Source organism: Mycolicibacterium rutilum, from assembly GCF_900108565.1.
Taxonomy (GTDB): Bacteria; Actinomycetota; Actinomycetes; order Mycobacteriales; family Mycobacteriaceae; genus Mycobacterium; species Mycobacterium rutilum.
On sequence record NZ_LT629971.1, the window covers coordinates 4603187 to 4626526 of the forward strand.

General features: G+C 68.1%; 23 protein-coding genes and 2 pseudogenes. 14 read left to right on the forward strand and 11 right to left on the reverse strand.

All coding sequences use genetic code 11. The annotated features are described in order from the left end of the window. Window positions 1-15 precede the first annotated feature (15 nt). Together BLW81_RS22405 and BLW81_RS22410 are read right to left on the reverse strand one after the other, a co-directional pair. A complete protein-coding gene (locus tag BLW81_RS22405; RefSeq protein ID WP_083409081.1) occupies window positions 16-639 on the reverse strand; it encodes a TetR/AcrR family transcriptional regulator in 624 nt (207 codons plus the stop codon). A gap of 4 nt (window positions 640-643) precedes the next feature. After that, window positions 644-1285, reverse strand: a complete 642-nt coding sequence (locus BLW81_RS22410) for an alpha/beta fold hydrolase (protein ID WP_083409082.1) — start codon at window positions 1283-1285, stop codon at window positions 644-646. A 69-nt stretch (window positions 1286-1354) separates the two neighbouring features. Between BLW81_RS22410 and BLW81_RS22415 the strand changes: the two genes are divergently transcribed. Then, window positions 1355-2143, forward strand: a complete 789-nt coding sequence (locus BLW81_RS22415) for an alpha/beta hydrolase (RefSeq protein WP_157897795.1) — start codon at window positions 1355-1357, stop codon at window positions 2141-2143. Here the strand turns inward: BLW81_RS22415 and BLW81_RS22420 are convergent. The 4 genes and pseudogenes from BLW81_RS22420 to eccA all read right to left on the reverse strand — a co-directional run bounded on the left by BLW81_RS22420 (window position 2128) and on the right by eccA (window position 5846). After that, window positions 2128-2613 carry a DUF3237 domain-containing protein gene (locus tag BLW81_RS22420; RefSeq protein WP_083409084.1) on the reverse strand — a complete coding sequence of 162 codons (486 nt, stop codon included), beginning with the start codon at window positions 2611-2613 and terminating at the stop codon, window positions 2128-2130. The genes BLW81_RS22415 and BLW81_RS22420 overlap by 16 nt on opposite strands. Next, window positions 2610-2990 carry a nuclear transport factor 2 family protein gene (locus tag BLW81_RS22425; RefSeq protein WP_083409085.1) on the reverse strand — a complete coding sequence of 127 codons (381 nt, stop codon included), beginning with the start codon at window positions 2988-2990 and terminating at the stop codon, window positions 2610-2612. The genes BLW81_RS22420 and BLW81_RS22425 overlap by 4 nt, the downstream gene beginning before the upstream one ends. 25 nt (window positions 2991-3015) lie before the next feature. Further along, window positions 3016-3999 (reverse strand): annotated as a pseudogene (locus BLW81_RS22430) (MinD/ParA family ATP-binding protein); the annotation flags it as partial. Between the two features lie 29 nt (window positions 4000-4028). Next, window positions 4029-5846 (reverse strand): type VII secretion AAA-ATPase EccA, encoded by a 1818-nt coding sequence (eccA, locus tag BLW81_RS22435; protein WP_083409087.1) that lies wholly within the window; start codon window positions 5844-5846, stop codon window positions 4029-4031. 194 nt (window positions 5847-6040) lie between these two features. Between eccA and BLW81_RS22440 the strand changes: the two genes are divergently transcribed. The 13 genes from BLW81_RS22440 to BLW81_RS22500 all read left to right on the forward strand — a co-directional run bounded on the left by BLW81_RS22440 (window position 6041) and on the right by BLW81_RS22500 (window position 15595). After that, complete coding sequence (locus BLW81_RS22440; protein ID WP_083409088.1) at window positions 6041-6361, forward strand: hypothetical protein; 321 nt, start codon at window positions 6041-6043, stop codon at window positions 6359-6361. Further along, window positions 6358-6711: a YbaB/EbfC family nucleoid-associated protein gene (locus BLW81_RS22445; protein WP_083410748.1), complete on the forward strand. Its 354-nt coding sequence runs from the start codon at window positions 6358-6360 to the stop codon at window positions 6709-6711. Before BLW81_RS22440 ends, BLW81_RS22445 begins: the two co-directional genes overlap by 4 nt. A gap of 391 nt (window positions 6712-7102) precedes the next feature. Beyond that, window positions 7103-7387 carry a hypothetical protein gene (locus BLW81_RS22450; RefSeq protein ID WP_083409089.1) on the forward strand — a complete coding sequence of 95 codons (285 nt, stop codon included), beginning with the start codon at window positions 7103-7105 and terminating at the stop codon, window positions 7385-7387. A 259-nt stretch (window positions 7388-7646) separates the two neighbouring features. Then, window positions 7647-8711 carry a hypothetical protein gene (locus BLW81_RS22455; RefSeq protein ID WP_083409090.1) on the forward strand — a complete coding sequence of 355 codons (1065 nt, stop codon included), beginning with the start codon at window positions 7647-7649 and terminating at the stop codon, window positions 8709-8711. A 20-nt stretch (window positions 8712-8731) separates the two neighbouring features. Then, the gene (locus BLW81_RS22460) at window positions 8732-9028 is read left to right on the forward strand and encodes a PE family protein (protein ID WP_083409091.1); all 297 of its coding nucleotides are present in this window, start codon (window positions 8732-8734) and stop codon (window positions 9026-9028) included. A gap of 1 nt (window position 9029) precedes the next feature. Then, complete coding sequence (locus tag BLW81_RS22465) at window positions 9030-10115, forward strand: PPE domain-containing protein (protein WP_083409092.1); 1086 nt, start codon at window positions 9030-9032, stop codon at window positions 10113-10115. Continuing rightward, window positions 10112-10933: an ESX secretion-associated protein EspG gene (locus BLW81_RS22470; RefSeq protein WP_083409093.1), complete on the forward strand. Its 822-nt coding sequence runs from the start codon at window positions 10112-10114 to the stop codon at window positions 10931-10933. The genes BLW81_RS22465 and BLW81_RS22470 overlap by 4 nt, the downstream gene beginning before the upstream one ends. 67 nt (window positions 10934-11000) lie before the next feature. Further along, window positions 11001-11270 carry a hypothetical protein gene (locus BLW81_RS22475; protein ID WP_083409094.1) on the forward strand — a complete coding sequence of 90 codons (270 nt, stop codon included), beginning with the start codon at window positions 11001-11003 and terminating at the stop codon, window positions 11268-11270. Window positions 11271-11287: 17 nt separating this feature from the next. Beyond that, a complete protein-coding gene (locus BLW81_RS22480) occupies window positions 11288-11575 on the forward strand; it encodes a hypothetical protein (RefSeq protein WP_083409095.1) in 288 nt (95 codons plus the stop codon). Window positions 11576-11666: 91 nt separating this feature from the next. Further along, window positions 11667-12428, forward strand: a complete 762-nt coding sequence (locus tag BLW81_RS22485; protein WP_083409096.1) for an ESX secretion-associated protein EspG — start codon at window positions 11667-11669, stop codon at window positions 12426-12428. A gap of 21 nt (window positions 12429-12449) precedes the next feature. Further along, the gene (locus BLW81_RS22490) at window positions 12450-13448 is read left to right on the forward strand and encodes a 3-oxoacyl-[acyl-carrier-protein] synthase III C-terminal domain-containing protein (protein ID WP_083409097.1); all 999 of its coding nucleotides are present in this window, start codon (window positions 12450-12452) and stop codon (window positions 13446-13448) included. A gap of 34 nt (window positions 13449-13482) precedes the next feature. Continuing rightward, window positions 13483-13803, forward strand: coding sequence for a hypothetical protein (locus tag BLW81_RS22495; RefSeq protein ID WP_083409098.1), 321 nt, complete (start codon window positions 13483-13485; stop codon window positions 13801-13803). Window positions 13804-13834: 31 nt separating this feature from the next. Beyond that, on the forward strand, window positions 13835-15595 hold the full coding sequence (locus BLW81_RS22500; RefSeq protein ID WP_083409099.1) for a hypothetical protein: 1761 nt from the start codon (window positions 13835-13837) through the stop codon (window positions 15593-15595). 25 nt (window positions 15596-15620) lie between these two features. Here the strand turns inward: BLW81_RS22500 and BLW81_RS30030 are convergent, their stop codons facing one another. From BLW81_RS30030 to BLW81_RS30040, 5 genes and pseudogenes are all read right to left on the reverse strand, one after another. Continuing rightward, window positions 15621-17132: a hypothetical protein gene (locus BLW81_RS30030; protein WP_235632059.1), complete on the reverse strand. Its 1512-nt coding sequence runs from the start codon at window positions 17130-17132 to the stop codon at window positions 15621-15623. Between the two features lie 28 nt (window positions 17133-17160). Continuing rightward, window positions 17161-17382, reverse strand: coding sequence for a hypothetical protein (locus tag BLW81_RS29485; RefSeq protein ID WP_157897796.1), 222 nt, complete (start codon window positions 17380-17382; stop codon window positions 17161-17163). 6 nt (window positions 17383-17388) lie between these two features. Beyond that, window positions 17389-17640 carry a DUF7161 family protein gene (locus tag BLW81_RS22510; protein ID WP_083409100.1) on the reverse strand — a complete coding sequence of 84 codons (252 nt, stop codon included), beginning with the start codon at window positions 17638-17640 and terminating at the stop codon, window positions 17389-17391. Further along, window positions 17633-21799, reverse strand: coding sequence for an alpha/beta hydrolase (locus tag BLW81_RS30035; protein ID WP_235632346.1), 4167 nt, complete (start codon window positions 21797-21799; stop codon window positions 17633-17635). Before BLW81_RS30035 ends, BLW81_RS22510 begins: the two co-directional genes overlap by 8 nt. Before the next feature lie 63 nt (window positions 21800-21862). Then, window positions 21863-22621: pseudogene (locus BLW81_RS30040) on the reverse strand (glycerophosphodiester phosphodiesterase); the annotation flags it as partial. Window positions 22622-23340: the final 719 nt, after the last annotated feature.

Sequence of the window (23340 nt, forward strand, 5' to 3'; positions counted from 1 at the left end):
GGTTGTGGCTCCGAATCAGCCGATCACCAGGCCGTCGAGGATGCGGCGGAGCTCGGCGACGGCCTGCCGCTGCGCCGCAGGCTGGTCGTCGGCGCGGGCGACGACCATCGCGGTCTCGCACAGCGCTCCGAACAGGAAATGGGCCAGCGGTCCCGCCGGACGCTTGGCGATGCGGCCCGCGCCGACCGCCCTGGCGATGCCCGTCTCCATCATCTCGAGCAGCGGCGCCTCCAGCCGGCGCATCCGCTCCCAGCCCAGCGCGGTGAAGGCGTCGAGCAGCACGATGCGCTGGGTGCCGGCGTCGAGGCACAAGTCGAGGAAGGCCTGGCAGGCGGTGTGGAACCCGGCCCAGGGATCGCGCTTGCTGCGGTACGCGGCCAGCAGCGGCGCCGCCATATCGTCGATCTCGCGGGTGAACACCGCCTCGAAGAGCTGCGGCTTGCCCTTGAAGTGGTGGTAGACAGCGCCTTTCGTCACCTCTGCGCGCGCCGCAACCGCCTCCAGCGATGTTGCCTCATAACCGTTCTCGGCGAACAGGTCCCGAGCGGCCCGCACCAGCGCCGCCACGGTCGCCTCCGTGCGCTCGGCCTGTGTGCGCCGGGCGGCCCGCGGGCGGCTCGCTGCTGCGTGCGTCGACATTCCCTCAGTATGCAAGGAGTTGGGCCAACTCCCGGGGACGGCTGAGCGCCACGCAATGTCCGGCGCTGATCTCCTCCGGAACGATCCGCAGTCGTTCGGCGACCACCTCCCGCAGGAAAGCGGGCGGAAAGAAGCGGTCCTCGGTGCAGAGCACGAACCGCGTGGACACCTCGGGCCAGTCCGCGAGGGGCCACGGCTCCCGCTGTGACGTCTCCGAGGGGTGCGCGCGCTCCCTGCTCATCGCCTCGTCGGCCAACGCCCGGGGTACGTCGTGGTAGAAGGACACGTACGGGTCGTCGTCGCCCTGCGCCGCTTCGGCGTAGCCGGTGTTCTCCCACCAGTCGCCGGGAGGTTCGCCCGGACGAGGGACCATGCCCGCGACCAGGATGAGCGCATCGGCTCCGAGGCGGTCGGCGACCAGCGGTGCGGTGAACGCGCCGAATGACTGCCCGACGACGACGAGGCCGCTGCGGTCACCGATTTGTTCCGCCACCGCGTCCGCGTAGTCGTGCAGGGTCAACGACTCGTCATCGGCGGGAAGGTCGGGTGCGACGACGTCGTGGCCGCGTCTGACCAACTCGGCGCCCACCAGGTACCAGTACCAACCTCCGTCGCCGGCACCGTGGATCAAAGGGAACGTACTCATGGTCCTCCCACAGGATTCATGACCTCACAGGTAATGGACGCGCGAATCCGGTTCCATCACAATCATTCTGTGACGTACGACCTGCAGAAGCCACCGATTCTGTTTCTGCACTCGGTGTTCGGCCGACCGGCGCTGTGCGAACCGTGGCTCGAGTTCTTCCGGGCGGCGGGATTCGAGTGTCACGCCCCCTCGCTGCCGGGCCGCGACCCGACGGACCGCGCGGTGCTTTCCGCCAGCGGTGTGGCCGAGTTCGTCGAGACGGCCCTCGAGGCCTACGACAGCCTGCGCGCACCCGCTGTCGTGGTCGGCCACAGCATCGGTGGGCTGCTCGGACAGAAGTTGGCCGCGCAGAGGGACGTTCGCGCTCTCGTGCTGCTCGCGTCGGTACCTCCCGGCGTGCTCTGGCCTCAGCTGCGGTCGCTGCCACACCTGTTTCCCGTGCTGCCCGCGGTGCTCGCGGGACGGCCGTTCCTGCCGAGTGCGCGCACCATGCGGGCCGTGCCGTTGAGCACGCTCCCGGGTGTCGAGCAGGATCGTCTGATCCCACAGCTGGTCCCCGACTCGGGCAAGGTGTTCCGCGCGTTGACGTTCGGCACGCGCTCGGTACGCATGGATGCCCGTGCCGTCACCTGCCCGGTGTTGTGCGTCAGCGGCGGTGAGGACCGCAATGTCGCGCCGTGGATCTCCCGCCGCATCGCCGACCGTTACCGCGCCGAGCATCAGGTCCATCCGGACATGCCGCACTGGATCGTCGCCGAGTCGGGCGTGCAGGAGGTCGCCCCTCCTGTGCTCCGGTGGCTGCAGCACACTCTGAGCGACGACCGTCGAGCGGCGCCTGAGGATCACAGCACCCGATAGACCCGGTAGTCGACCCGATTGGGCGAGAGCACGTTGAAGCCCACCGCCACAATCTCGCTGAGCCAGGAGTAGCCCGGGTCGGAGGTGGCGAATCTCGGCGTGGTCCGCACATAGGTCTCGTCGAACGGCAGTGCGTGCCCGGCCGAGAGCCGCTGCAGCCCGTCTGCGGGGACCTTGATGATTCCGGCGCTCTCGAAGTGGATGAGCACCCCGTCGTGCGTGCGCAGGGTCGCTCGCACGTCGACCCGCCCGGTGCCGTCGGCGCCGACGAGCAGCCAGTCACCGCCGCCGGGAACCACTTCACCTCGCAACCTCGGCCCGTCGATGGTGCCGCCGGTGGCGACGAACGTCAACCGGGTGCCCATCGGGGTCGAGATCGGTTGCACTGGAGCCAGATTCACGCGCATATCGAAGAGGTGCTCGACGGGCAGGGCGTCGACCAGCGGCAGCTCGTCGACCGCCGACGTCACGCGCCCGCCCCGTTCACCGTCGCCGTCAACTGGGCCGAATCGATGAACGAGTCCTTGCGCGCCACCAGGCCGTCGGCGGTCACCGTCACCAGATCGAGGCAGTCGAACCGGACGGACCCGTTGATCAGCGCCCAGTCCAGCACCCAGTGGTCGTCACCGTAGAGCACCCGGTAGATCTCGAACGAGAAGTCCGGGAACTGTTCGAAGATCGTCGCGAACGCGTCGCGGGCCGCTTGACGACCGACGGCGGGTGTTGTGCCCGTGTGCGTCCAGAACCGGGTGTCGTCGGTGTGCAGCGCGGCAATCGCGTCGGGATCGCGGGCGGCCCACGCCGCGAAGTACCGCTGGGACAGCTGCTCCAGGTCCGATCGTGACATTTGCATACCCAGAGTATGCACTTACCTACCTGCGGTATGCAACATGAGCGGCCGACACCGTGTCGGTGACAGTGGCGGCCAGCCCGAGGAACGCCTGCCGGGTCTCGGCCGCGCACAACTCGAGGTCGATCTGAGACCCCTCGGCCAGATGGTCGTCGAACGGGATGACGTGCATCGCGCGCACCCGCGGTAGGAACTGCGGCGCCAGCTGGTCGAGGTCGAGCCCCAGCTCCCCCGGCCGGGACGCACTGAAGACGACCGTCGCCCCGGGGATCAGATGTGCATAGCCGTGCCGCTCGAGCCAGCGCAGCGTCGCCCACGCACTGCGCGCCGAATCCACGGCGGGTGAGGCCACGACGATGACCATGTCCGCCTCGCTGAGCACGCCGGCCATCGCCGAGTGCACAAGGCCGGTACCGCAATCGGTGAGGATGATGTTGTAGAACCGCTGCAGCACCTGCAGCACGCCGCGATAGTCCGCTTCGGAGAACGCTTCTGAGGTTGCGGGGTCCCGCTCGGAGGCCAGGATCTCCAGCCGGCTGGTGCTCTGCGAGGTGTGCAGGCGCATGTCCGAGTAGCGCACGATGCGGTCGTCGAGCAGCACGTCGCGCACCGTGGACTCGGTCTCGTCCGGGCCGCGCTGGGCCAGGGTACCGAAATCGGGGTTGGCATCGACCGCGATGATCCGGTCTCCGCGGGTGGCCGCCAGCGTCGCGCCCAGCCCGACCGTGATCGTGGTCTTGCCGACACCGCCCTTCTGCGACAGCACGGCCACGCTGTGCGGCCCGCGTACCGGCTGGTTGACACGCTCGACGAGCGCGCGGTGGCCCGCCTCCTTCGCCGATACGCCCGGGTTGAGACCGGTCACCCGGTGCACCGCACCGCGCCAGCCGGTCCTCGGCACCGGTTGGCGTTGCACCAGGCCCAATTCGCCGTCGGTGGGCACCGCAGGCCACGCCGGCTCGGCGGCGGCACTGACGAACGGCGTTGCCGTAGCGGGGTTCTGTCCGACGTGTCGCGTCATCGTCGTGTTCCTTGTCAGTTCGGCGTCAGCATGCCGAGCACTTGTCGCAGCGCCGCCTGCATATCGGAGACCTCGATGCGCATCAACGAGCTCTCGTCGAGGTCCTGCAGGCTGGTCCCGTGCTGCTCACTCAGCCGGTACTCGCGTTCCTCCTCGGCCGCTTCGATGACGTTGCGGACGAACCGGCCGTTACCGAGCAGGTCGACGCGTCTGCGCAGTTGACCGCTCGGGTCCAGCGCCTCGCCCTCGCACAGCCCGAGGCAGGTCGCGACCAGTTCCTCGTACGCGGCGTCCGACAGCTCCGAGTCACGGGATCGCGCGATGAGCCGACCGATGTCACCGAGTTCGGCGGCGTTGTACGACTGGAACCGGATGCGTTTGGTGAACCGTGACGCCAGACCCTCGTTCGAGGCGAGGAATCTGTCGATCTCGGCGTCGTAGCCGGCGATGATGACCACCAGGCGATCCCGGTCGTTCTCCATCCTGGCGAGTAGCGTGTCGACCGCCTCCCTGCCGAACGCGTCACCGCCGGCCAGGCCCGTCTGGATCAGCGTGTACGCCTCATCGATGAACAGCACGCCGTCCATCGCCGAATCGATCAGGGCCGTCGTCTTGATCGCTGTGCTGCCCAGGTGCTGCCCGACGAAGTCGCTGCGTTTCGCCTCGACGATGTTCGGCGTCCGCAGCAGGCCGAGGCCGCAGTACGTCTGAGCGACAACGCGGGCGATGGTCGTCTTGCCGGTGCCCGGTGGGCCGGTGAAGGCCAGGTGCAGGGAACGCGCAGCGGCATTCAGCCCCTTGTCGCCGCGCACTTTCGCCAGCATGGCGGCCGATTTGAGCTTCGCCACCTGAAGCTTGACCTCGGACAGCCCGATCTGACGGTCCAGTTCCTCCTGCGCGGCCCGCAAATACTCGTTGCCCCGTTCGGACAGGTCGTCACCGACGAGATCGGCCGCGCTGGGGGCACTGTCGGGATCCCAGCGATCGGTCCGCGCGTCGATCATCTCCTTGGATGTGATGACCAAGCGGTACTTGGGATCGGCCAGCGCGGCCGCGTTGGCCTCGAAGCCGGGCTCCTCGCTGTAGATGCGCTCGAAGATGACGCGAGCGTCCTGTTCGTTGCCCATCTCCCGCAGTGTCAGCCCTTTACAGAACTCCGCCGCCTTGCGGGCCGCCGGGATCGGACCTGCGATCGCCTGATCGAGGCGTCGGATTCCCTCGCCGAACAACCCCATCTGGGCGCATGCCGAGCCCACCATGAGGTGAGCGCCCGCGGCGATGTACTCATCGGTGAACGACGCTGAATTGCTCACCGCGGTCAGCACATCGGGCCAGCGTTGCGTGGTGAAGTGCAGCACGCCGCGGATGTAGGCGCAGATGTCGTCGGCCTGACGGTCTCCGTCGGGGACGGTGGCGCGCACCGTGTCCAACTCATCGAGAACCCGTTCGGCCTCGTCAAAGTCCTTGGCGGCGATCATGCTCGCCGCGTACGCGAGATGGATCTCGGTCTTGGTGCCCAGCGGATAGTCGAGATACAGACCCGTCTGAAAGCGACCCATGAGCGTGCGCGGCGGAAGCCCCAGCCTTCGCTGTTCCCGAAACAGCGACGTCGAACTGGTCCGGTACAGGTGATAGAGGACCTCCGCGCCGGTGTCACCGGCAGCCGCGCGGCCGAGCCATGCGTCGCACATGTCGGGGTCGTACTCGGTGGCGCGCTTGAATGCTCGCGCGGCGTAGTCGACGTCGCGCTCGGTCTCCATGCCGTCGATGGGGATGCCCAGCGACAGCACGCCCGCATCGAACACCCGCTGCGCGTCGTTGGTGGCACTCATTTGAGGTGATCAGTCTCCTCACTGCGCTGCGCGCCGCTGAGCGCGATATGCGAGGACAGACACTCGGTCTCGACAGAATGCGTAGTGCTGACGAGTGTTTCGCACATCCTGGGCCCGCTGACTTCCGGACGGACGCTCGTGATTGTACGCAGATTGACCGTTGCGGCGGACCCCGATTTGTCTAACGTAGAACCATGCCGCAGCCGACGGTTCGATCAGCAAATGGTTCCATCGCCGTACGCACCACCGAGCGTGGCCTACCGCTCGCGCTTCGGCTCGACCGAACGGCATTGCAGAGCTCGCCGCAGCAATTGGCCGACGACATCTTGGCGCTGTGCCGGCTGGCGGCAGCGAGGGCACAGGTGGCCCGGCGCCGCGACCTCGTCGAAAAAGGCTTTGACGCCAGCGTAATCCGGACGATGCGGCTGGCGACCGAGGCCGACCTCCTCGATGCTGAGCAGCAGGTCTTCGGCGCCGACGACGATCTTCCCGCGACATGGATGAGGCAGCCGTGACCGGTCTGGCGGACTCTCTGATCGCCCGCATCCAGAAGCAACGCGACCTGATGCAGGCGATGGACGAACACTGCCAATCGATCTCGGCGCGCGTCAGCAGCCGCGATGAGAACGTCACCGTCGAAGTCGACGGCTACGGCGCGATGACCGGGTTGTGGCTGGGCGACAACGCCCACCGCCTGGGCGCCGATGCACTCGCGAGCCTCATCGTGCAGACCGCGCACGCGGCCGCCGCAGTGGCCGCCGAACGGCAGGGCTTTCTGACCGAGCAGTTCGCATCGCGCATGCGCGAGCTCGAACTGGCCCCGTTGACCCGTTGGGATCAAACCGTTTTCGAGCCCAACCGGTAGGCGAGCGCGGACGCACCGTGTCGCATCCTCGAACTCGGTTACCCGACAGCCGTTTTCAAAACAGGCGAAGGGTCCGCGTTCCCCAAGCTGGTAGCTGACGGCACCGCACCGCGACAATCGCCGTGCTGCTCGCACCTCAACCGCACTGTTCACAGGTACACGGACGTGACGACGAGACGGGGCGGTGTAACGGCAGCACGGTCGCCACCACAGCGGTCAATATTTGCTCGGCAATTTTGACGCCAACAATACTAATTATCGCGCCTTTTGAATGCATTCATGCGCGCCGAAAATCGTTAGCTGCTGGCGCGGTACACCGCTATAGTGAATTCCTCTGCGGAGCCAAGTCTATCCCCGAGTCCGGGACGATAGTTCGGAAGGTACTGACGCCATGAGTGACGCATTTCTCGCCGTTCCCGCCGGCATGTCCGCATTCTCCACCGCCAGCCAGTCCGCGTCCGCGGCGATCGTCGCCGCCGGAACCGCGGACTCTGCGGCCGTCGTGAACACGGTGGCCCTTGCGCTCGGACCGATCGGCGCGGCGTTTCTGGCGGCTTACGGGCCAGCTCAGGCAAACAATTTGGCCGGCACCCTGCTGGTCGGCGGTGTGCACGCCGGGGTCAGCGCCGCGACCGACTCGGCTAAGTCCGCCGTCGTTGCCGCCGACAACGGATAGTTCCGCGGCACCGATGGCAGCCCTCGTCCCTCCGGCGCCCGTCAATCCGACCGGGCAGTTGGCGCACACCATCCCCGGCTATGACCCGACGCCGGCGATCGCGGCGCAAGAGCAGAGTCTTCAGGACTTTCTGAATTTGCCAGTAAAGGAAATTTTGGCCCGATTGGGGTTATCTTCTCCGGAAGAAGCGAAGCCGGAAAATGGCGAGGAGCCGCGGCCGGAAGAACAGCCTCCGGAGCCCGAGCCGCAGGCGAGTCCGATGGACCCGAGTGCGCTGATCAGCCCGGTCACCGATGCGCTCGGCACGCTGGGCTCAGGACTGTTCGAAGGGACCGACCCGTTGGCGATGCTGCAGGGCATCTCCCAGGTGTTCCAGTCCACCAGCGGCACGCTTGCGCATTCCCTCGGGGCTGTCGACGACTCGTGGCAGGGCGCCTCCAGCACCGCCGCGGCGGCCAAGACGGCCGCCGCCGTTTCCGACGGCGCGCGCGTCGCCGAACAGTCGGAGGTGTTGCGCAGCAGCCTCGCCGCCGCCTCCGCCGACGTGGCCCAGGCACGCGCGCGAATGATCGCCATCATCGCCGAATTTCAGGCGACCATGGCGGCGATCGGCCCGAACATCATCTTTCCGTGGGGTTGGGCGGCAGCCATCGCGGCGGCCAACAAGGCCATCGCCTCCGCGGCCGAGGTGATCGCGTCACTGCAGGCGTCATTGGGCACGCAGGCTGCCCAGGTCACCGCCGCAGGTGCGCCCGTCGGGGTGACCGCCGCTCCCACGGCGGCCGGCTCCCCCCTCGCGGGCATGGCGTCCCCGCTGATGTCGATGGCGACCAAAGGCGCCCAAGCCGGTATTCAAGCGGCCACCGGCGCCGCAAGCCAAGCCGCGAGCCAGGCGGCGAGCGAATCCGCCGCCGCGGCAGACGAACCCGCCCGTGCCGCAGGCGGTGGTGCGGCGGCGATGGCACCGCGCGGCGCCGGCGGTGGCGGGGGCGGTGGCTACGGCGGCGCCGGAGGTGGATCACCGGCGTTACGGTCCCTGGCGTCCTCACCCATGGTGCAGCCCGAGACCGCGACCACCCAGCAGGCGACGGTACGCGCAACCGCGGGCGTCGGCGCGGGAGGCGGCGGGATGATGGGCGCACCGTACGCCCCGATGGCCGGTGCCGGTGCGGGCGCGAACTCGTCGAACACCCACACCGCGGCGCCGTTCCTGCACACCACCGACAAAGGCGGCGAGATCGTCGGGGATCTCGGCACGTCAGCGCCACCCGTACTCGGCGCGTCCGACCCGAACGAACCGCCGGATGTCGAACTCCGGATCTAGAAGTCAGTGAGGAGCAACGAATGGCCGATAACGCCGGGATGTCGATCCAGCCTGCCGAGGTGCTCGACGTCAGCCGTCAACTCGATGAGCTCGCCGCCCGCGTCGAGCGCGTGATCCACGACGAGTCCGCCCATCTCGCGGTGACCGCGCCGGGCCGCGACGAGGTCTCTCAGCGCGTGGCCGCGACCCTCAACGAGGTCCACGCCTCGTTCGGCACCGCCACCGAGAGAGGCCTCGGCGAAATGCACGAGGTGGCGGCCACGCTGCGGGGCCACTCGAACAACGTCGCCGCGGCTGACGGGGACTTCATCAGCTGATATGGGATTCACCAATGTTGCGTGGGCTTCCCGCAGCACGGAACAACTGGCGCGGGACCTCACCGAAGGTCCCGGGCCGGCTTCCGTGGGTAACGCGGGCGCAGCATGGATTCGAGTCGCCAACGAAATCACCGCGGTATCACAGGATTTCGACAAGCTGCTGATCCGCCTGAAAGGGGTGTGGGAGAGCCAGGCCTCGGACGCGGCCGCGCGGCGCCTCGAGGAGTTCGGCAAATGGCTGCAGGCCGTCAGCCTCAGCGCGGCGGCCAACGGCCAGCGGGCCGAGGAGGCCGCCGTCGCGAACACCGTCGCGGTGCTGGCCATGCCCAGCGTCTCGGAGGCAATCGAAGCCAAGGCGGCACAAGACATGATGGCATCGCTGGCGGCGTACAACGGTGCAGTCCTGACGGGCCGTTTCGCCGAATTCGACGAGGCCGCGACCGCCGATCAGGCCAACGCGGCGGCGGTGATGACGTCGTACGAGGAGGCGGTGGCCCACCTGGCGCAGCCGTGGGAGCAGCCGCCTCCCCCGGACGTGTCGAAAGGCAACGCGCTCGCCGCCGAACGCGGCGCCGCGGCCGAGACCGCCGGTGGCGGGTCAGCGGGCGGCGCGGCGGGTGGCGGGATTCCGGCGATGCCGCTGGGTCCGATGACAGCGCAGGAAGTCAAGTCCACCGCGGACCCCAAGAATCTGCAGCGCACCGCAGCGGCGTCGGCCGGAGGTGCGGGCGGCGCCGGGATGCACGGCGCCCCGTACGCGCCCATGGGCGCGATGGGCCGCGGCGATCAGGGCCGCGACTACGACTCGAGCCAGCCGGCGGCAGCCCTGGACGGCGCCGGCGAATCCGCCGCCGGACTGTCGGATTCGGGTCAGCCGTGGCTTCCGGCCACCGCGGACAACGACGCGCCGTTCACTGTGTCGAACGTCAGCTGGGGGCCGGACACCGCGCTGTTCGACGAGCTGGTCGCGCCGGAGGAGCCTCGTGTGGAGGGGTTCGCCGACGAACCCGAGCGCACGCTTCAGCAAGTGGATGACAGCTGGGTGGCTCCCCCGGTCCTCGGTGTCGATCGGAAGCTGAACCTGTGACCGCGGTGTGCGCAGCGCGTTTCGTCGTCAGTGACGACGAGCTGCAGGTTGCCGCTGCGCGGATCGGCGTGCAGTCGTGGCCGGTCGTCCTCGACGTACGCCCCCGCCACAGCACCGAGTCGGAACTGCTCGCCGCCTCCGATGTTGCGACACACAACCTCACCGAGCGCGGGTTGATCGAACACGGCGAACTCGCCGCCGAGTTGGGCTCGGTGCTGACCGCGCTACAACGACCTCCCCGTGAACTTGCGATGCGCCTGGTCACCCCCGACGGCATCGCGCGGGTCGCCGTCGTTCGGGCGGGCACCCGGGTCGTGACTGCCTGCCGGGTCGGCACCGAGACCACCCTCGAGGATCTCGGTGCGGCACCCGGTCCCGCGTCCACCGGCGTCGCGGTGCGCGCGCTGCTGCGCCACCTGCCCGCAGCCGTGGCCGCCGAGATACCACCGGTGGGTGCTCCGCTCGACGCATTCAGCGAGGCGTTGTCGGGAACGCATGACGCCACGGAGCTTTCGGACCGTATCCGCGCGCTCGGGGCGGAGCCGCGAGCCGCCATGCTGCTCGGTTCGGCGCTGGCGTCTCGGCAGGCGTTCGCCGAAGTGGTGTCGTACGCGCTCGATCCCGAGGACGATCGCATCACCCGCTCCTCCGCCGCGCTCGGGGTGTTCTACACCAAACGGGGGCGGATCGTCGCCGCCCCCAGCGCATCACCGAGCAACCAACTGTGGACAACGTTCAAACCGGGGTCCGATCACGCCATCGCGCAGGGCGTCGATCAGCTCATCGGGCTTGCCGGCGACAGATGGGAGGAGTGCTAGATCCAGCTCAGTTACGAGTCTCAATTCGTGCGGCGGGTAACGCCGTTGGACACAACGAGAGGAAGATATGACGCTCAATCTCACGCCATCCGAAGCCGAAACCAAGATCACCCAGGTCGACGAGGCGATGGGCAACCTTCGGACACTGGCCAGCAAGATCCTCGACAGCACCGAGACCATGACGTCCGGTTCCTGGCTGGGCGGTCGCGCGCAGGTGTTCCGCAGCATCATGACCCAGCACTCCGATGACTTCAATTACGTCATCGGCCAGCTGACGCAGGTCGCCGAAAAGGGCAAGGGCGACATCCGCACGCTGGTCAGCCACGACACCGACTAGAAGGAAGAGACACACGCATGACCGACACCATTCGCTATCAGTACGAGGCCAACAACGCCTCGCTGGAAGACATCCAGGGCCGCACCAACGACGCGCAGGCGTTGCGCGAGGAAGTCGCCAAGGTCTTCAACGCCCTGTCCGGGGTTTACGAAGGACAGGCCGCGGCGGCGTTGCAGCAGAAGCAGATCGAGATCTCGCAGATGCTGGACAACGTGCTGATGGAGATCACCCAGACCCGGTCGGGCGGCAACCAGTCGCAGGACGACGCGAGGGCGCTCGACGCCCACCTCGCGGGCGGGTTCTGACGATCGGCTCGTCGACACTGCGGTCAGGGCGGCAAAAACCGCTGCGCGGACGCCCTGACCGCAGTCTCGACCTCGGGGAAGACAGTTCGACATGATCACCGACGACGTCGCGCCGCTGCGCTATGACGTCGAGCCCTGGTTCATGAGCGGGTTCGACTTCCGGTGCCTGTGGGAAGCGCTCGGTCTCGACCGGCTGCCGTTCCCGCTTGCCTACCGCAACCGGCAGAAGTACATGCGCGAGGTCGAGGCCGACCGGCGCGCCGCGATGGCTCGGCAACGGTCCGAACTGACACCGGATCGGGTGCGCATCTTGGAGGCGCTGCGGTATCCCGCCTTTCTGATGCTGGGGTTCGGCCGGCTCGGATCCGGTGCGGAACAACAGCTCTACCGTCTGTTCGGGATGATCGGCACGAACGGCTACAGCGCGGTCATCACGCAGGATCCCGGGCCACAGCTCATTTTCGGCGAGGACATCCAGATCATCGGCTGCGTGAACGCCGACTTCCCTCAGGTCGTCCTGGAGGCGCTGCCGGACTTCACGGGCGGAACGCGGCCGCGCAAGGAGGCGCAGTTCGCTGACGAGAAGCCGGCGGACTTCTTCGAGGACTGCCCGATCAACGCGTCGATACTGCTCGGTGGTTCGGCGGATTTCACGCACGACTACGAGCTGCGTAACGCGAACTACCTGAACCTGGTGAACATCGCCGACGACGGCGCATACCTGGTCAATGAGGGCACCGACTCGTTCCAGATCGTCCCGGCAACCATCGCCAACCTGATGGCGGCGTTCCACAAGGTCGAGGAGTTGCAGCTGAGCGCGGCGGAACGCCTCTCGGCTGTGGAGATGGACTGACCGTTGGCCTACTTGAGCGCAGTGTCCACCTATGTGCCGGACGGCACCGATGGTGACGGCCGTCCGCGCCATCTCTGCGGCCCGTCCGAAGAGATGGCGTCCGTGCACGATCTCGTGGAACGGGCGGGCGCCCAGCTCGATCCCGGTCTGCTCGGGGCTGCAGCGGAGAGTCTGGCGGCCTCGTTCCACTGCGGAACCCTTTACCAGGGCGAGCATTTCTGGCCTATTCAGAATTCGATCCAGCAGACCGTCCTCGGCCGAGCGTCGGGCGGCGCGGCCACCGAGATTCGGCAGTTCTGTTCCGGTGGCCTCTACGGCGTGATGCTGGCCGACGCGCTGCTCGAGGCGGGCTGGGCCGGTGACTACGCGATGGTCACAGGCGGCGACAGCTTCTTCTACTTCGACCGGCACGAATACGCGACCAGTCCGGCGACCGAGGGCTCACTGATGGGCGACAGCGCCTTCTGCGTGGTGATGAACAGGCACCGTGGGTTCGCTCGTGTCCTGTCCTCCGCGGCGCGGTCGCACAACCCGTCGGCCGGGATGATGCGGAGCAGGACAGATCACGGTCAAGACGATCCGGTGTTTCCCACGCTGTCGGATTGGATTGCCAGATGGGAGGGCTACGAGCATCGCCGTCCCGGTGCGGTGGCCGACAACGCGATGGCCAGTTTCCAGCTCGCCGTCGAGACGGTGGTCGAGTGTTACCGGCGGGCGGGACTCGAACCCGAGGAGATCGACCATTTCGCACCGTCGTTCATCGAACCGAGCTATGTCACTGAAACACTCGCCAAGCAGGTTGCGCTTCGGACGCCCGCCGGGCTGCGCCCGTTCGGTGCGCGTTTCGGACATCTCACGGTGTCCGACTTCTGCGTCAACCTCAGCTATCTGATGAACAATCGGATTGTCAAAGTGGGCGATCTGGTGCTGCTGTTCGCGGCCGGAAACTTCGTGAACTCCGCCGCGATGCTGGTGCGTATCGAAGAGGAGGCGACGCTGCCATTCAACGTCGCCATGTGATGCCGCGTAAACCCACCGAGTATGAGGAAAGATCATGACCAACCCATGGAGTGGCCTCGACGCCGCGACGCAAGAGAAGAATCTGTACCTCGACCCGAGTGTGATACCCGAGCTCAACCGGGTCTTCGAACCCTACAAGGCCAGCCTGCAAAGGCTCATCGATGATGGACTTGACGAGACCGCAACCTATTTCGGGACGGAGAAGAACTCGCTCGCGGTGATCCTCGGCAAAGCCTTCGATGCGCGGGGCAAGGAGTTGACGACATATCTCAACGAACAACTGTCTCAATCGAAGGACTTCGTGAAGACGGCGCAGGACGCCGCCGACGCACTCAAGGCCGCAGAGGGCGACTAGTCGAGACGCGATTCGTGAGGGGTCATTTGGTATGAGCGGCTTCGGAAACTATCTGGGCGCGACACTGAGTAGCGGCCGCGACGACAACTCCGGCAGCGTCTATGACGAGTCCTGGGTCACCAACACCAACTTCCCGGAGCGCCAGACGCTGCTCGACGGCGATGACCTCAAGGACCTCAACTATGAAACTCCCGGCGAGGACAACGGGCAGAACAAGTACAAGCCCGACACCAGCACCCTCGGCGATGTTCCCGGCCTGACGTCGGATCACGGGATTCGTCAACAGGTCTCCGACGCCGTCAGCGGACCCAATTCGGAGAACTGGGAGAGCTGGAACTTCTCCGACCTTCGTGCGGAGAAGGACGCGCTGAAACCGGCTCAACTCCAAACCCTGGCCGACGCGTGGACAGACCACGGTGAGACGCTCAAAACGGATTCCGAAACCTTCAAGGAGTCCGTTCGCGACACGATCAACGGCAAGTGGACGGGCACGAGCGCGAGTGCGGCGGAGGCCGCCACCCAGCAGGTCACCAAGACGTCGATCTATGACTTCACGCCGTCGTCGGAGGCGCTGGCGAGCAGACTGGAGATGCTGAAGGCGGCGTTCGACAGCATCATCGAGAGATTCCCGGATGCGGATCGCGATCTGATCGACGGAGGCGACTTCGACAAGCAGGAGCTCAACGCCGCGATACGGGACTTCAATTCGAAGTACCACCTCGACGACGGCGGCCGGCTGCGCAACAACAGTGACGGCTATGTGTCGGCCTCCGAGGCGATCGAGGAGATGAACAGGATCAACCGCTCCATCGAGGACTTCCAGCTCGCAGTGCAACTCTTCCGCGACACGTACGAACCCACCGTGCTGGCCGTCACGGAGAATTTCCCCACGCTGCCGCCCGCCCCGAACATGAAGTACGGGACCCCGTCCGGCGATCCCGGCGGCGGGGGTGGTCCCGGTACGGGTGGCGGACCCGGTGGCGGCCCAGGCGTGGGCGGCGGCCCGAAAACCGGCACGCCTCCGGTCGGGACGCCGAAGTTCAAATCCCCTGATTTGGGCAAGAATCCGGCGATCTCCGGCCTGGAGGACCAGCGTCTCACCGAGCAGGGTAAGCCGCCGATCACCAACCCCCAGGGGATACCGCAGGGCGGACCGCCGGGACTGGCACAGGGCCTGAAACCCGCGATGGACGCCGCCACCAAAGCCGCGACATCCGGGATCGACGCGGCGACCAAGGCGGCGCAGCAAGCCGCGCAGGCGGCCGGAAAAGGGCTGGGCAAAAACGGTGTCCCGTCGCTTCGCGAAGGTGCGCTGGGACTCGGGGACAAAGCCGGCGCCGGCAAAGGCGGTGGCGCCGGTGCCGGAGGCGCCGGTCTGGGCAAGGGTGGTCCGGGCGTCAACCAGCCGGCCGCCCGGCTCTCCGCGCAACCCACCACGGCGGCGTCCGGGGCACGCCCGGCGGTGCCGGTCGCGTCCAACGCCGGGATGGGGGCCATGGGCGGACCGGGGATGGGCGGCGGACCGGCCGCCGGACAGCGGGGCGGTGACGGCAAGGAACACAAGGGCAACAAAGCGCTCAGGACCCGCAAGAACGGTGCCGACATCATGGGCGAAACCGACGCCGTCGTACCGGTTCTCGGGGACACGGCGCCGGCCGAGGAGAGCGAGCCGGCTCCGGCGCAGCCTCGCCGCCGCATCCCGCAGCGCGGCGCCCCGTGGCAGACCGATCCGGTGAGCGGGGCCGCGCGTTCCCCGCGCCCACCGCAGCCGAGCCCGGCGACGTCCGACTGATGTCGCCGCCGGACCCCGGACGCAGCTAGCCGGCCAGTACCCCGGCCAGGCTCAGCTGATTGACGGCCGCAGCGACATCGGCGCCGGGCACATTGGTGAAGATCGCCGCGACGGCCGCCGTCGTGGCGCTGTGCTCGACGGCCGCCGCCAGCAGCGCGGCGCACTGCGCCTCGGTACCGGGGCCGGTCAGCGCGACCATCGCCGAGACGGTGTCGTCCGGCGTCCGGACCGCCGGCAGCGCGGCGTCGAGTTCACCCGAGGTGTCGGTGGCGCCCCGGTGCCACTGGCCGTCCGCCCACCAGTAGCAGAAGCTCAACAGGCCGTTGCGGATTCGGGTGTTCAACGCGCTGTCGTTGACCCATGCGGGAGCCCCGGTGTACAGGTCGGGCAGCGGCCGTCCACCGTTGTAGGCGGCTTCCAGCAGCTCCGAGTCCCACTTCCCGCCGGACAGCACCGCGCGCTCACCGGGCAGCACGAACAAGGTCGACCCGCTTCGGCGGTCACTCTCGTACCAGAGGTGACCGGGGAAAACGCGTGGCCCCCAGCCTGATTCGACACCGGCGTAGATAGCCGACAACACCGCCCAGCGGGCCCGCAGCTCGGGCAGCGGCGGCAGATCGGCGGTGACGACGGCGGCAGATGCGGCCTCGGCGGCTTCCGCGGCCTGGCGCGGAGCCCTGCTCTGAGCGGCCGGACCGGCGACGTATCCAGCCAGCCACACCGGTATCCGGGAGCGCGGGTAGGCCTCGAGGTCGTCGCGGTAGTGCTCCGGTGCGACCAGTTGGTCCTCCGGGAAGGGCTCGTCACCGTAGTCGTAGTTCACCGTCGTCTCGCCCTGCTTGGTGACGTTCAGAATCAATCGCCACCACGGCCCGGCGGGCATCTGCGCCGCGACCTCGCGTTGGCGGCTGACCAGCGCGGCCACCGACTGCGGCACGGGCACCAGGCCGGTGCGGTCCTGCGAGGAGAACTGCAACTGGGCGATCTGCGAGGAGACGGTGAACGCGAATTCGGCGTCGAACTCCTCCCAGCCGTCCGGTCCGAGCTGGGCCAGCTGTTGCACGATCGGCTCGATGAGCCGCGAGGCCTCCTCGGCGATCGCCGCGTCGTCGTCCGGCCCCTCGGCGAGGTTCGGCCCCTCCGGTGGCGCGTCGACGACGGTGAAGCTGGCGACGGGCGCGTCCTCGCCGGCCGCCTCGTGAAATTGGCGCTCGAACTCGGCCATGAAATCCGCCGCCGAGGTGTCGCCGTTGCTGCCCTGCACACCCAGCTCGGTCGCCGCGAACGCGGCCTGCGCCTGCAGCGGGGGGACCGACGACGAGACCTCCTCGATGCGGCCGGAGTCACCGACCAGGAAGACCGAGCGGCCGACCGGCATTTCGAGGAACGCCATCGGATCGCTTTCATCCACCTCGACCGGCGCGTAGACGCTCCACCCGGCCTCGAAGCGATCGGCTTCCAGGCCCTCGGTGGGATAGTCCAGGCCGCGTGACCGGATCCAATCCGACACCAGTGCTATCGCTCGGGTCGCTTCCATCCGCTCTGTCCTCCTCGTCATGGTCACCCTACGACCGTTCTGCTTCGATCTGGTCGCCCAGCGCCGAGCGTTCGGCCCGGTGCCGGGTGAGCAGCTCGGCGCTGTACGCGGCCCAGGCCGCCCGTTCTTTCTCGGTCATCTCGTCGTCGGCCTCGGCCTCGATGTCGGGGTGCTTTTCGAGAAACCGGTCGAACAGCGCACCCACCTCGCGGCTGTGTCTGCGGCTGAGCTCAATCCGTCGTGGGTCCACCGGCTGTCACTCCTCGTAGAGCGCGAGCTGGTCGTACACGACCAACGCCACCCGCGCGGGGTCATCCGGCGGGTGCACCCGCAACGTGTGATGGGGATTGGGTTCGTCGTCGAGGATCACGACCGTTCGGATGCCCGCCGGAAGGTCAGCGGGCCAATCGATCTCATCGGTGGGTTCCTCGACGAGAACCCGTGCCGTCTTCCCGCGCAGACCGGACTGGTCGTAGCGCAGCGGGGTGAGGCCGTGTTCGTCAGTCATGGGCTCTACTCTCATCTTCCTCATCATCACCGGGCAAGCCCCGCATGCGTGGCATCGGGGGCGGGTTCTCCGGGTCGATGCCGAGCGACTCGTTGACGCTCGGGCGGCTGCGGGTCGCGCTGGCGATGATGGCCTCGTAGATCTCGTCGCCCACCCGACCCTTTGCTTGCTGCCTGGCGACGAGGTCCTCGAAGGACGGGTTGGGCTCGTTGGCGGTCAGATGTTCGGCGGTCTCCCGGTCCGCCATGAGGGTGCGTGTCCAGCTGCGCAGCGAGGCGCGCAGCTCGTACAACGTGCGGGCGCGTTCCTCGAGGTCGGCGCCTTCGTTCTCGAGGCGTTGCGCGACCTCGCGCATCCCGAGTTCGAAGGTGGTGTAGACCGTGCGGGTCTCGGCATTCGACAGGGTGCCCTGCGCGTAGTGGCTGTGGGTGGCGCTGGCGATGATCGCCTCGTACACGGCATCCCCGGTCAGCCCTTTCGACTCGTTCCTGGCGACCAGGTCGTCGAAGGACGGACTGCGCTCGTTGCTGGCGAGGACCTCGGCCGCCGCCCGGTTGCTCATCAGTTCCCGGGTCCAGCTGCGCAGCGAGCCGCGCAGGTCCGACAACAGCCGGGCGCGGTCCTGCACCGGCACACCGTCGCGCTGGAGTTGTTCGTTGAGCTCACGCAGCGCCAACTCGAACTTGCCGTAGACCTGGGTCGTCTCGGCGTCCGACAGGGTGCCGGGCGCATACCCGCTGTGGGTGGCGCTGTGGATGATGGCCTCGTAAACCGCGCCGCCTGCAAGCCCTTTGGCTTCGTTGCGGGCCACCAGGTCCTCGAAGGTCGCGGTGGTCTCCCGGGCTGCCAGCAGGTCGGCGACCTCCCGGTTGGCCATCAGATCTTGGGTCCAGGCCTTCAGAGCGTTGCGCTGTTCGGCCAGGATGCGCGCGCGCTCCCGCAGCTCGACGCCGTCGCGGGCGAGTCGCTCGTCGAGTTCGCGCAACCGCGCCTCACCGTCGCCGTAGACCGCACTGGCCTCGAGTTCGGACAGGGTGCCGCGCCGGTGCTCTCGCAGGCCGAGCACACGGACTGGATCGGGTGGCCCCGGTACCACCGGATCGGTCCCCTGCACGTGGCTGATCCTGTCCGCCGCTGCGAGTTGCAGCGGTACATCGTGTAGGGGCCGCACGGGGTTTCCGTGCTCATCGAGGTATCCGACCGCGGTCCGGGTGACCGCATCCTGACCCCAATCAGGGGGCCACCCGCTGCGTTGCCCGGTCGTGGTGTCGACCAGGAACACGTCGCGGCCGTCGAAGACGGCGAGGTAGGCGTGGCCTCCGGAACGCCCCGAGTTGTGCGCCCAGCGCGATGCGAGAACCGCTGAGGAGTTCGCGGCCATCCCCCGCAGCGTCTCCTCCACCTGCGCATAGGACTGGAACTCGGAACTCGTTCCGACGGCGAGGAAGAGCGCGTGCGCCGTCACTCCCATCGACGTGCGTGGGGCCGCGACCCGGATCTCGCGACCGTACATCCGTGACAGCTCCGATGCGACCGAGACGGCACAGTTCTCGCTCGCGCGCGACCCGCCGAACAACCGGTGCAGAATCCCCTTGACTCCGGTGGGCTGCGCGGGAGCTTGGTCCTCGCGGTAGTACTTGACGTAGTTGAGCCCCTGCTCGCGGCGTGCCCCGACTCCGTTCAACAGTTGCCTGCCGAGATCGGGCTCGGCGGATGTGCTGAGATCCAGGAGGTCGATCGGCTCGGGTAGGTGAGGATTGTCCGGTTCCAGCTGCGGCAGGATCTTGTCGAGCAGGGCCCGGCCTTCGGCGCCGACCGTGCTCCGCAACCGGCCGAGCGAGTCCTTGACCGCGTTCAGCGATTCCTGCAGTTTGCGCGGATCCGGGTCCCAGGTGAATCCCCTTGGCGGCCACGCTGATCCGCCGTTGCTGTGCGTTCTCATCTCGGCGCGGTCGACGCCGGACCTCAGGTAGAGGCGCTCGAACTCCGCCGTGAGGGCCTTCGAGAACCCCCTACCACGCAGCTTCTTGTCCGTGGTGATTTCCAGGCCGGAGTGGATCGCAACCAGGCGGCCCTGACTGTCGCGATCGAAGCTGCGCTGGATGGTGCCGATCTTGGTGTCGCCGTTGAAGATCGAGCCCGTCAGCAGTACTTCGCTGCCGAAGCGATCGACATCGTGCAGGTCGATCCGGTAAGGACCGTACATGCCCGACAGGTCGCGGGCGAGCCTGCGCGCCGACTCCATGTCTCCCGTTATGTCGACGACGTCGCCGGGTGCGTCCGCGTAGCGGGTGTCCACCTGCCGAGTGGCCGGCGGTTGCGCCCGGTACTCCGCCTGACGGCGGGCGAAATCACCCTCGGCGGGGACACCCGCGACGCGGCCGACGGCGTCGGCGGCGTCCAGACGCAGCGGCACATCGACGTTCACGCGTCCCAGAGGTTCGCCGCTCGACGTGAGATACCCGACGGCGGTGAGGTCGACCGCATCCTGCCCCCAGTGCGGCGGCCATCCCGACCACTCCCCCGTGTGCGGATCGAACAGGCGGATCGCGCCGTCGACCTTGCGGGCGAGGTACGCGTGCCCGCCCTGCTGCGCCCCGCTCCAACGCGACACCAACACCGCCGTCGTACCGTCCGGACGGTTCCTCAGCGTCGCTTCGACATCGGCATAGCTCGTGAATTGCGCGTCCAGACCGAGTGTTTCGAACAGCGCACGGGCGGGCACACCTCGCCGCGACGCCCGAACCCCGAGCCGGATGTCGCGATCGAACAGCGCCGACAGTTGATCGGTGACGACAGTCGCACAGTTGGGGATCCGCCGCCAGATCGGGTTCCATATGCGCCGCGGACCGGCCCGCTCGGCGGCCGGTTCGACAGTGCGCCCGCCGTCGCTGGTGCGGTGCCGTTCCACCTGAAGTCGTTCGGGATTCCCGGCCGCGATACGCCCGAAGTTGGCCCCCGATTCGGAGCGGTTCGCCGGCGTCGCAACCGGATCGGTGTGGAGGTAGTAGGCGTGGTGCGTGCCACCCGTCAACGGCAGGTTGCGCCCGTCCGGGAACTCCGCGGCGATGCGCACGGCGCCGAAAACGTCCATCGCCGGGTCGACACCCAACCCGAACGCACGCGTGAGCGCGCCGAGAAGCCGCGAGGTGGCTCCGGGCGTGCGCCCACCCAGCGCGGTCACCGCGTCACGGGAGGAGGACGCAACGTACACGTCCACGCCCGGCCCGAACTCGCTGGCGTGCCGCAGCGGTCCCGCTCCGGGCGAACCGATCAGGGAGATCGTGCGGACGTGACCCGCCAGTCTGCCGTCGCGACCGGCGTAGGCCGTCGTCGTCGAACCGTAGGAGTACCCGAACACGTGGTTCCCGGTGAAGTGGCTGCCGTCGCCCGCCAGGGCGTCGCGTCCCGCGTTGAAGGCTCGGATGTCGCTGTGCAGGATCTCTCCGCCGGTGCGCGCCGCGGTCTGGCGGAGCATGTGTCCCAGCCCTCGCCCGCTCGGGGTGTCGTAACCGATCCACGCGATCGACGCCGCTGTGAGGTTCGGGTTCTCCTGCCGAACGGACTGCAGGTGGTGCAGCGCGTTGCCGGTATAGAAGCCGAACAGCGAGTGCACCGAGGTCTGGACGCCGGGCGCATGCCAGGACACCGAATCTGCTTGATGCGGGTCGTCACCGAAACTGACGACCGCGCGCCCATCGCCGCCGAACTCAGCGGGGTCGAACGCCAGCAACAGCGGACCATCGAGGTTCGCGCGCGCCGCGTCGGCGGCCGCCTTGCGCAGCGCATTGTCCAGCCGATTGACCCGGCGCAGGAACCTGCGCTCCTCGCCGCTCGTGCGGGTCCCCTCATCGATCTTGGACTGCACCTGATCGGCACGGTCCCGAAGCTGTTGGAGTACTTGGCGATTGGCAGCATCGCGGGCCGTCGCCGGGATACCCTCGGCGTTGCCGATGTGCTGCGGGTAGGTCTCGATCAGCGCCTGCCGCTGCTCGTCGGTCAAGCCCTGCCACCAGGCCGCGTTGTTCTGGGCCCGCGCGACTGCCTCGTCCACCACCCCCAGCGGGTTGCGCAGCTCGTCGGGGCGCACCGGCGGGATCCGCTGGGCCAGCGCTTCCTCCGCCACCGCTCGCGTGGCGTCGGTGTCGGGCGTGGGCACCTCGGAGGGTTCCGGTTGCGGTGCGGGGCTGCTCGTTTCGGCCGGCTCTGGGATCAGCGCGCCGGTCTGGCCCGGGTGGTCGGTCGCGATCCAGCCGACGCCGAGGTCGCGGGCGTACTGCACATCGGCTTGCGAGTTGACTGTCCAGCAATAGGTGGTCAGACCCCGCGCGGCGGCGGAATCGACCAGCTCGGGATTGGCGCGCAACGTGGCGATCGACGGGCCGATCCCGGTGGCGCCCACCGCGCCCGCCAGGTAGGGGGCGGTCTGTCCCAGAAGGACGGTCGGCAGGTTCGGCGCCGCCCGGCGCACCCGCCACAGCGCGTCCGGATAGAACGAGATCACCGCCGCGCGAGCCTGCGCGGGCGACTCGGGGTTGGCCATGCCGTAACGCTCCAGCAACGCCACGACCTCGCGTTCCAGGCGCCAGCCGCCGCTGTCGGGATGCTTGGTCTCGATGAACAGGGTGACCGGTTTGTCGTGCTCGGCGACCAGCTGGAGCAGTTGCTCGAGAGTGAGAATGCCGGTGTCACTTCGGGTGTCAGCGACATCTCGGCTCGGGTGCCAGCCGCCGAAGTCGAGCTCCTGCAGCTGCGCCAGCGTCATGTCACCGACGGATCCCGTCCCGTCGGAGGTGCGGGCGACCTGTCTGTCGTGGATGCAGACCAGGTGCCCGTCCTTGGTCATCCGGACGTCGCATTCGAGTCCGCGTGCACCTTGGCGCAGCGCCTCGCGGTAGGCGGCCAGCGTCTGCTCCGGGAAGTCGTGCGACGCTCCGCGGTGTGCCACCACCCGCCCGCTGTCGTCGCGGGGTACCCACAAGTCCGGGTCGGCGGCCGTCGTCGAAGTGTGGATGCGGGTGCGCGCGAGGGTGGCGACATCGCCGCCCTCGGCTACCAGCGCTGCGCGGACAGCATGGAGTGCCGCGATGTCGCTGTGCAGCGCAGGCGCTGCCCGGTTGTCGCCGACCCAGACGATGGCGCTGTCATGAGACTGCAACTGGTCCAGTGCCGGGCCGACGAGGGCACCGATCTCGTCGATGGGCTGCCGTCCGGCGTGCCACGAGACCTCCTGCGCGGTGTACGGGTCGGCGCCGAATCCGATGACGGCGCGTCCGTCACCGCCGAACGCGGCGGGATCGAACGCCAGCAGCAGCGGCGCCGGCAGGCCGGCACGTTGAGCGTCGGCGTCGGCCTTGCGCAGCGCGGCCTCGATCCTGTTCACCGTGTCCAGGAACTTGCGTTCCTCGCGGCTGGGGCGGACGAACTCGTCGAGTTTGCGCTGCACCACATCGGCGCGCCCTCGATACTCCTGCAGCACGCGGCGATTGGCGGTGTCACGGTCGGCTGCGGGGATGCCCTCGGCATTGCCGACGTGCTGCGGGTAGCTCGCGATCAGGTGCTGGCGCTGCGTGTCGGACAGCGCAGCCCACCACGTGGCGTTGTCCTGCGCGCGCTGGACGGCCAGCTCGGCGTCCCCGAGCGGACTTCGCAGTTCGGTTGCGTGGATACCCCGTTCGGTGAGCAGCGTGTCAGCGGCCC